This window comes from Actinoplanes sp. ATCC 53533 (assembly GCF_003947245.1).
On record NZ_QHHV01000288.1, the window covers coordinates 1 to 7,207 of the forward strand.

The window sequence follows — 7,207 nt, forward strand, 5'->3', positions numbered from 1 at the left end:
AACATCGAGCTGGTGAACGTGGCCGTCACCGTGTTGCCGCTGGCGGTGATCTCGCCGTACGGCGTGGCGGCCAGGTTCAGCGCCTCGGTCTTCTTGATGAGGTTGAACGTGTATGCGACGTCGTCGGCGGTGAGCGGCTTGCCGTCGGACCACTTCGCGTTGTCGCGAACCGTGATGGTCGCCTTCTTGAAATCGGGCGTCCACTCGACACCGGTGGCCAGCCACGGGCGGGACGGCTCGGCCGGCTTCACCGGGTTCCACATCATCAGCGGCTCGTAGAGCATCCAGCGGTAGCCCAGCTGGGCGCCGGCCGACGTGGTGAGGAACGGGTTGTGGTTCTCCGTCTGCGGGCCGTTCGGCATACCCACGGTCAGGAACGTGGCACCACCGGCAGCTTTCTTGTTGCCTTCGTTGGGCGAGTCGCCGCAGGCGGCGAGGCCGCCGGAGGCGAGCACGCCGGCGAGAGCGACCGCGAACAGTTTCCTTCGCTGCATCTCTGAATCTCCTCAGATGGTACGGAATCGGGTGAGAGGGGGTGCCCCGAGGCAGGGCGAATCCGCCGACGTCGCAGCGCCGGCCGTATGACGGGTTATGGGGGTGTGACGGTGAAGAAGCGTGGCCTAGCTCGGGCCGGTGGAGCCGCGGACGGTGAAGGTGGCGGGGATGACGGTGGGACGGTTGGGCAGGGGTGAGCCCTCGAAGTGGGCGAGCAGCATGCGTGCCGCCGCTTCGCCCATCTCACGCAGTGGTTGGTGCACAGTGGACAGCGGCGGCCGGGTGTGCGCCGCCAGGGGAATGTCGTCGAAGCCGACCACCGCGACGTCCTCGGGGATGCGCCGGCCGCTGTCCAGCACGGCCTGCATCGCGCCGGCGGCGGAGAGGTCATTGTGGGCGAAGATCGCGTCGAACTCCACACCGGACGCCAGCGCGGCCTGGACGCCGGAGAAGCCGCGGGCGATGGTGAAGTCGCCCGGCAGCACCCGGTCCGCGTCGATCGGGTGGCCGGCCTCGGCGTAGGCGCCGGCGAAGCCGTCGAGCCGCTGCACCGTGCAGCCGAAGCGCTCGGGGCCGGCGACGACCAGCGGCCGGTGCCGGCCGAGGCTCAGCAGGTGCCGGGCGGCTGCGCCGGCGCCGGTGTGGTTGGTGGTGCCCACGCTCGGAATCTGGACCGGTTGCGTGTCGCGGTCGTCGATGAGCACCACCGGCAGGCCGCGGGCGTGCAGCATGGCGATGTAGTCGAGGGTGCCCTCGGGTTCGATGACCAGCAGCCCGTCGAAGCTCTTGGCGGAGACCTGGGCGCCGAACTGGCGCATCGACTCCTCACCCCGGTTGCAGGTGAAGAGCAGCAGGCCGTAGCGCTCGGTCTCGAGCACGTCGACGGCGCCCTGCAGCACCTCGCCGATCCACGGCCAGGTGAGCGAGGGGACCAGCATGCCCACCACCCGGGTCCGGCCGCGGGCCAGGCCCACGGCCCGTGAACTGGGCACATAGCCCAGCTCGTCGATGACCTTGCGGACCCGGGCGGCGGTGGACGCGTCCAGCTCACCCTTGCCGTTGAGCACCCGGGACACCGTGGTCTTGCTGACCTTGGCCCGGGCCGCCACATCGGCGATGGTGATTGGCACTTGTCCTCCGGCTGGTGTCGCGACGGTTGCCCCGGGGTTTCGGAACCGGTTTCGGGAGCGGTTCCGGCAGTTAACTCCGGTGGGTCGGGTCACGTCAACGAGCCGATAGCTTTATTTAGATTTCGAGACGGTAACCATGCGCCGCGGCGGCCGCGCACGGCCGCCGCGAGCCTTCGCGATATCCGGACGAACCGGATGGGCTCAGAGGGCCGGCCGCCGGTGCCGGCGCAGGCCCGCGGTGATCAGCGCGACGACCGTCGTCCCGGCCGTCATGCCGGCCAGCAGGAGGGTCGCGCCCACGGCGAACAGCCCCGACTCGTCCTGGCCGGCGGCCTGCGCGGTCCACGCCGCGGTGAACGCGACGGTCATCACGGCGGCGGCCGGCAGCGCCGGCACCCGTAGCAGCACGGCGGTGACCAGCAGGGCGGCGAGAGTGAGCACGGCGCCGGCGACCTGGGCGGTCGTGTACGGGCCCGAGTAGTCGCCGGTCGCCGGGTCCAGCGTCATCGTGGTGTCCCGGCCCAGCCAGGCCCACCAGGTGAACACGGTGGCGGCGGCCAGGGCGAACAGGCCGGCGGTGGTGCGGAACAACGTCTTGGAAGGCATGGGAACGAACCTAGGCGGGTGCCGTGGGCGCCGAATGAGCCCGCATACCCAATTCATCCGGGTACGGCAGCGCCCTCCACCCGGCGCACCACCTCGGGCAGCACCTCGCCCAAGGCGGCGTCCACGATCAGGTCCGCGTACGGCTCGCCGCGGGTGACGCCCTGGTTGACGATCGCCACCCGGATGCCGTCCTTCGCGGCCCGCAGCACGAATCGCCGCCCCGACATCACGGTCAGCGAGGAGCCCAGCACCAGCAGGGTCCGGGCCCCCGCGACCAGCTCGAAGCTGCGGCTGACCCGTTCGGCGGGCACGGTCTCGCCGAAGTACACGACGTCGGGCTTGAGCATCCCGCCGCACGACGCGCAGTCGACCACCAGGAAGCCGTCCAGCTCGGCGTCGTCGATCTCCACGTCGCCGTCCGGGTTGACCGCCGTTACGGCCGCCGCGAAGCCGGGATTGGCCGCGTCCAGCCGGTCGGAGTGCGCCACCCGGCCGGTCAGCTCGCCGCAGCCCAGGCAGGTGATCCGGGCCAGGTTGCCGTGCAACTCGACGACGCCGTGCGCGCCGCCGGCCTGGTGCAGCCCGTCCACGTTCTGGGTGATGATGCCGTCGATCCGGGCCAGTTCCTGCAACCGGGCCACGGCCCGGTGCCCGGCGTTGGGCCGGGCCTCGCCGATAGTGCGCCAGCCGAGGTGGCTGCGCGCCCAGTAACGCCGCCGGGCAACCGGATCCCGGGTGAAGGCCTGGTACGTCATGGGGGTGGTGCGGCGGGCCGCGCCGGAGGGACCGCGGTAGTCCGGGATGCCTGAGTCGGTGGACAGCCCGGCCCCGCTGAGGACCACCACGGCGCCGTCGCCGACCCACTCGGCGAGCTGTTCGATCTGCGTCACCACACCATGGTCCCTCACCCGGCGGAGTGGGACGAAGGACGCACTCACGACTATCTGTGCACGGACGGTCCAAGACCGGTAGATTGATCGGGTGGCCACCGTCGCGCGCCTGCTGCCCCGTCACTGGGACGGGCGACGCCTGCTGCAGTTCCTGACCGGCCTGGCGCTGATCGCGCTGGCTTTCGCGGTCCCCGCGCTGCAGGACCCGGCCGACCAGCCCGCCGAGTCCCCGGTCACGATCGTCACGACGGTCGACACCCCGTTCCCCGCGGGCCTCCCGGTGATCGATGCCCCGGCCGAGCCCGACCTGAGCACGAACAAGACCAACCTGGCGCTGGCCCAGGAAGGCCACACCGCCGGGTCGACGACGCCGACGACCCCAGGCTCCGATCCCGCTGCCGGATCCGATCCCGGCTCCCCGCCCGCCGGCGCCGAGCCCGCCTCGGGCACTCCGGCTGCCGCCGGTGCTGACCCGGCTTCCGGCTCCCCGGCCGCCGCCGGCACGGACCCTGGTTTCCCGGCTGCCGGCCCGCGATCCGAGGCCGAGGCCGCGGCCCGGAACGCCGCGGCCCTGCAGGGTGCTCAGGCCGGCGGCTACGGCCCCGGATCGACTGGCCCGAGCGCGGTGCCCGGCGACACCGGGCTGCCGGCCCAGGCCTGGAACGGCGGCCGCCGAATCTGCTTCGAAGGCCGCGCCGCCGGCAGCGGCGCCCAGGGCGCCCACGGCGAACGCGGCCCGCCGCGCATCTAAGCCGGCCGCACCCCGCACGGCGCCTGACCGAGCCGCACCAGGCCGCGAGCCTGACCGCGGGCGCACCACGCGGGAGCGTCTGACCGGGCGCACCACGCGGGGTGTCTGAGTCGGGCGCACCCTGCCGGGCCCCCGGTCCGGTCGGATGCCGGAGTCGGCGCACCATCCCGCGTCCCGCTGACGTCCCGCCCGCTGAGGGCGTCAGCCCCGTGGCTTTCATGAGCGACTCCTGTGCGCGTACAGGATCGGTTCTGACAGCCGCAATGACCGCCGAGCGCTGCAAAGCCGCAGAAGGCCCCCTGAGAGAAGTCGGTGTTAATCGTGGAAGTCGCCGCAACCATCTGGATGATCCTGCTGATCGCCGTCGCTGCCGTGACGGCCGTCCTCGCCGTGCCGCGCCGGCCCGCCCGCGCCGCCGCCCCCGCTGCCGATCCCCGTGCCGGGGAGCGTGCGCTCGCCGCCGCGCGGGCCGCCGAGGTCGCGGGCCGGTTGCGGGCCGACTGGCTGCGCGCCCAGGAGCGGGTCGACGCGACCTGGGCGGCCTTCGACGCCGCCGACCGTGACGCGCGCCGGGCCGCCGCCGCGTCCGCCTTCCCGATCCTCAAGCAGCGCCGCACCCGTGCCGAGCTGGCCGACCGGGAGCGCAACCTGCACCGGATGGCCACCGCCGCCTGCCGGCGCCGCGAGTTGTCCATCGGGCAGCTCAACGAGGTGCTCGCGCACCGCGGCTCCTGGAACCCGCGGCGGCACCCGGTCGCCCAGGAGGCCGCGCTGCGTGCGGCCGTGCGGGAGCACCGGTTCGCCGCCTATCGGGACGCGACCGGGCAGGAACGGCAGGCGTGGCAGGAGGCCGAGCGGGCCGCCGCCACGCTGCGTAGCCTGCGCGCGGAGACCCTCACGGTGCGTGCCCGGGCCGGCCGCGACGTGCACTACGAGCAGCGGTGGGCGCCGGCGCGTTCGGCCAAGGCCAGGCTGGCCGTGCGGTGAGCCGCCGGCGACCGTCCGGAATGGACCCGGGCGACTCGCGGGGACGCCGTCCGGTGGAGTTGCGGCGCGGAACTCAGGCAGGCCAGGTACCGTCGGGGTCGCTGATGACGGACGGCAGGAGGCCGAAGTGTCGTTGACCCCGGCGGGCCGCCCGCCCGCCGTGCGGCTGCATCGCGCCGCGCGCATCGAGGACGCCGCGCACGAGATCATCGAGCGGCGGCTGCGGCAACGCGGTTGGGTGCCGGTGATTACCGCATATACCGGTTATGGCGCGCCGGGCTGGGCGCGGGTGATGGCCCGGGTCGTGTTGACCCGGCGCGCACGGGGCGTCAAGAAGCTGGAGAAGGTGCGCGGCTGGCGCAGCTTCACCACCTCGCCGGTGAACAATGCGCCCGTGCGGATCCAGATCGGCGACCAGGTGCACGAGACCCGCACCGACCGCAGCGGCTACGTCGACACCCGGGTCAAGGGTGACCTCAAGCCCGGCTGGGGGACCGTGCGGCTGAGCACCGAGGGCGCCGATCCGGTCGAGGCGCCGATCCGGGTGGTGGATCCGGCCAGCAAGTTCGGGGTCATCTCCGACATCGACGACACGGTGATGGTCACCGCCCTGCCCCGACCGCTGCTCGCGGCCTGGAACACGTTCGTCCTCGACGAGCACGCCCGGGCGGCGGTGCCGGGCATGGCGGTGCTCTACGAGCGGCTCGTCACCGCGAACCAGGGCGCACCGGTCTTCTACCTGTCGACCGGCGCCTGGAACGTCGGGCCGGCGCTGGCCCGCTTCCTGTCCCGGCACCTCTATCCCGCCGGCCCGCTGCTGCTCACCGACTGGGGCCCCACCCCGGACCGCTGGTTCCGCAGCGGCCAGGAGCACAAGCGAAACACGCTGCGCCGGCTCGCCGCCGAGTTCCCGGACATCAAGTGGCTGCTGATCGGCGACGACGGCCAGCACGACCAGGAGATCTACTCCGAGTTCGCGCACGACCACCCGGAGAACGTCGCGGCCGTGGCCATCCGCCGGCTGTCGCCGACGCAGGCCGTGCTGGCCGGCGCGATCCCCGGGCCGTCGGGCACGCCCGAGGTGGTCGGCTCGGGCGGCAAGACGTGGTTCGCCGCGCCGGACGGGGCCGGTCTCTGGTCCCTGCTGCGGGACACCGATGTTGTCTGAGGATCAGTCCTGGCCGGTGTCGGCGACCGCTGGCGCCGGGTCGGCCGGCCCCTCCGCGACCCGGGCGTGCAACCGCTCCCGGATCTCGTCCGGCGTGTACGCCCGGCGCCGCCGCTCCGAACGTGCCAGCACCACACCCGTGGCTGCGACTCCCGCAAGCCCGGCCAGTCCCGCTACTTTCCACCAACGCATCTGCTGAGGATAGACACGTGGTCGCCGACATCAGCCTCGACGAGGCACTGGATTTGACGCGTACGGGTGACATCTGGATATTCCGCGGCCGTTCCGGCCCGGACCGGGCCATCCAGGCGATGACCAACAGCCCGGTGAACCATGTCGGCATGTCGCTGGTCATCGAGGACATGCCGCCCCTGATGTGGCACGCCGAGCTGGGAAAGTCGCTGCCCGACCTGTGGTCGGGCACCTTCCAGCGCGGCGTGCAGCTGCATGACCTGCGGGACGCGGTCACCGTCTGGGCCAAACGGTACGGCCAGCGCGGCTGGCTGCGTCAGCTCGAACAGCCGGTCACCGCGGAGATGGAGGACCGGGCGCTCAAGACGGTCGCCCGGCTGGACGGCACGCCGTTCCCGTCCAGTGCCCAGCTCGCCTGGCGCTGGGCCCGTGGCCGGGTGCCCCGGATCCGGCTGCCGTGGCAGGACGCGGCCGCCGAGGAGGCGGACCTGGAGACGGCGTACTGCGCCGAGGTGGTCGCGGTGACCTATGAGGACATGGGCCTGCTGGGCCACGGCAAGCAGCCGAGCTGGTACGATCCGGGCCGCTTCTGGAGCGGCGACGACCTGGAGCTGCGCGACGGATACCGGCTCGGTGCGGAGATCGCGGTCAGCGCCTCGTAAAGCTTGGCTTCCGGCCACGCCGAGGCGCTGCGGACAGCGAAAGGGGCGCTGAGTTCGACCCAGCGCCCCTTACTTGATCGACTATCTAGCGTGCGGCCCGGCTCCGTGCCGAGAAGGCCGCCGCGCCGCCGCTCGACGACTGGCTCGTGTGCACCGGCGTCGAGCCGGTGCCGCCCGTGCGCCGTCCGCGGGGTGCGCCCTGGGTGCGGGCGGTCTGGGACCGGCCGCCGCCCTGGCCCCGGCCGCCGTTGCCGGCCGGCTGGTCGCCGCTCGCCGCTCGGGTGCCGCCGCTGCGGGCTCCCGCCCCGCGGCCGCCGCCGGCTGAC

The 7,207-nt window shown here is 73.0% G+C and carries 9 protein-coding genes and 1 pseudogene; 4 read left to right on the forward strand and 6 right to left on the reverse strand.

Annotated elements, in window-relative coordinates; all coding sequences use genetic code 11:
* From DMB66_RS53735 to DMB66_RS53750, 4 genes are all read right to left on the reverse strand, one after another.
* Positions 1-494 (reverse strand): ABC transporter substrate-binding protein (locus DMB66_RS53735; protein ID WP_233625495.1); only part of this gene is annotated, 494 nt, incomplete at its 3' end.
* 126 nt (positions 495-620) lie between these two features.
* Positions 621-1,625, reverse strand: coding sequence for a LacI family DNA-binding transcriptional regulator (locus DMB66_RS53740; RefSeq protein ID WP_125811785.1), 1,005 nt, complete (start codon positions 1,623-1,625; stop codon positions 621-623).
* Between the two features lie 201 nt (positions 1,626-1,826).
* Positions 1,827-2,231: a hypothetical protein gene (locus DMB66_RS53745; RefSeq protein WP_125811786.1), complete on the reverse strand. Its 405-nt coding sequence runs from the start codon at positions 2,229-2,231 to the stop codon at positions 1,827-1,829.
* A gap of 53 nt (positions 2,232-2,284) precedes the next feature.
* Positions 2,285-3,124, reverse strand: a complete 840-nt coding sequence (locus DMB66_RS53750) for an NAD-dependent protein deacetylase (protein ID WP_370321138.1) — start codon at positions 3,122-3,124, stop codon at positions 2,285-2,287.
* Between the two features lie 88 nt (positions 3,125-3,212).
* On the opposite strand from DMB66_RS53750, the gene DMB66_RS53755 reads away from it, so the two are divergent.
* The 3 genes from DMB66_RS53755 to DMB66_RS53765 all read left to right on the forward strand — a co-directional run bounded on the left by DMB66_RS53755 (position 3,213) and on the right by DMB66_RS53765 (position 6,027).
* Entirely contained in the window at positions 3,213-3,872 is a 660-nt protein-coding gene (locus tag DMB66_RS53755; RefSeq protein WP_125811788.1) for a hypothetical protein, read from the forward strand.
* Between the two features lie 321 nt (positions 3,873-4,193).
* Positions 4,194-4,859, forward strand: a complete 666-nt coding sequence (locus DMB66_RS53760) for a hypothetical protein (protein WP_125811789.1) — start codon at positions 4,194-4,196, stop codon at positions 4,857-4,859.
* A gap of 127 nt (positions 4,860-4,986) precedes the next feature.
* A complete protein-coding gene (locus DMB66_RS53765; RefSeq protein WP_125811790.1) occupies positions 4,987-6,027 on the forward strand; it encodes an App1 family protein in 1,041 nt (346 codons plus the stop codon).
* A 3-nt stretch (positions 6,028-6,030) separates the two neighbouring features.
* On the opposite strand, the gene DMB66_RS53770 is transcribed toward DMB66_RS53765, so the two are convergent.
* Complete coding sequence (locus DMB66_RS53770; protein WP_125811791.1) at positions 6,031-6,219, reverse strand: hypothetical protein; 189 nt, start codon at positions 6,217-6,219, stop codon at positions 6,031-6,033.
* 17 nt (positions 6,220-6,236) lie between these two features.
* Here DMB66_RS53770 and DMB66_RS53775 point away from each other — a divergent pair, with 17 nt between their 5' ends.
* Positions 6,237-6,881, forward strand: coding sequence for a hypothetical protein (locus DMB66_RS53775; RefSeq protein WP_125811792.1), 645 nt, complete (start codon positions 6,237-6,239; stop codon positions 6,879-6,881).
* A gap of 85 nt (positions 6,882-6,966) precedes the next feature.
* Here the strand turns inward: DMB66_RS53775 and DMB66_RS61935 are convergent.
* Positions 6,967-7,207 (reverse strand): annotated as a pseudogene (locus DMB66_RS61935) (RNA helicase); the annotation flags it as partial.

Bases quoted from the DNA above. Each gene is read 5' to 3' on its own strand.
- DMB66_RS53745 (WP_125811786.1), bottom strand. From the start codon at position 2,231: ATGCCTTCCAAGACGTTGTTCCGCACCACCGCCGGCCTGTTCGCCCTG.
- DMB66_RS53770 (WP_125811791.1), bottom strand. From the start codon at position 6,219: ATGCGTTGGTGGAAAGTAGCGGGACTGGCCGGGCTTGCGGGAGTCGCA.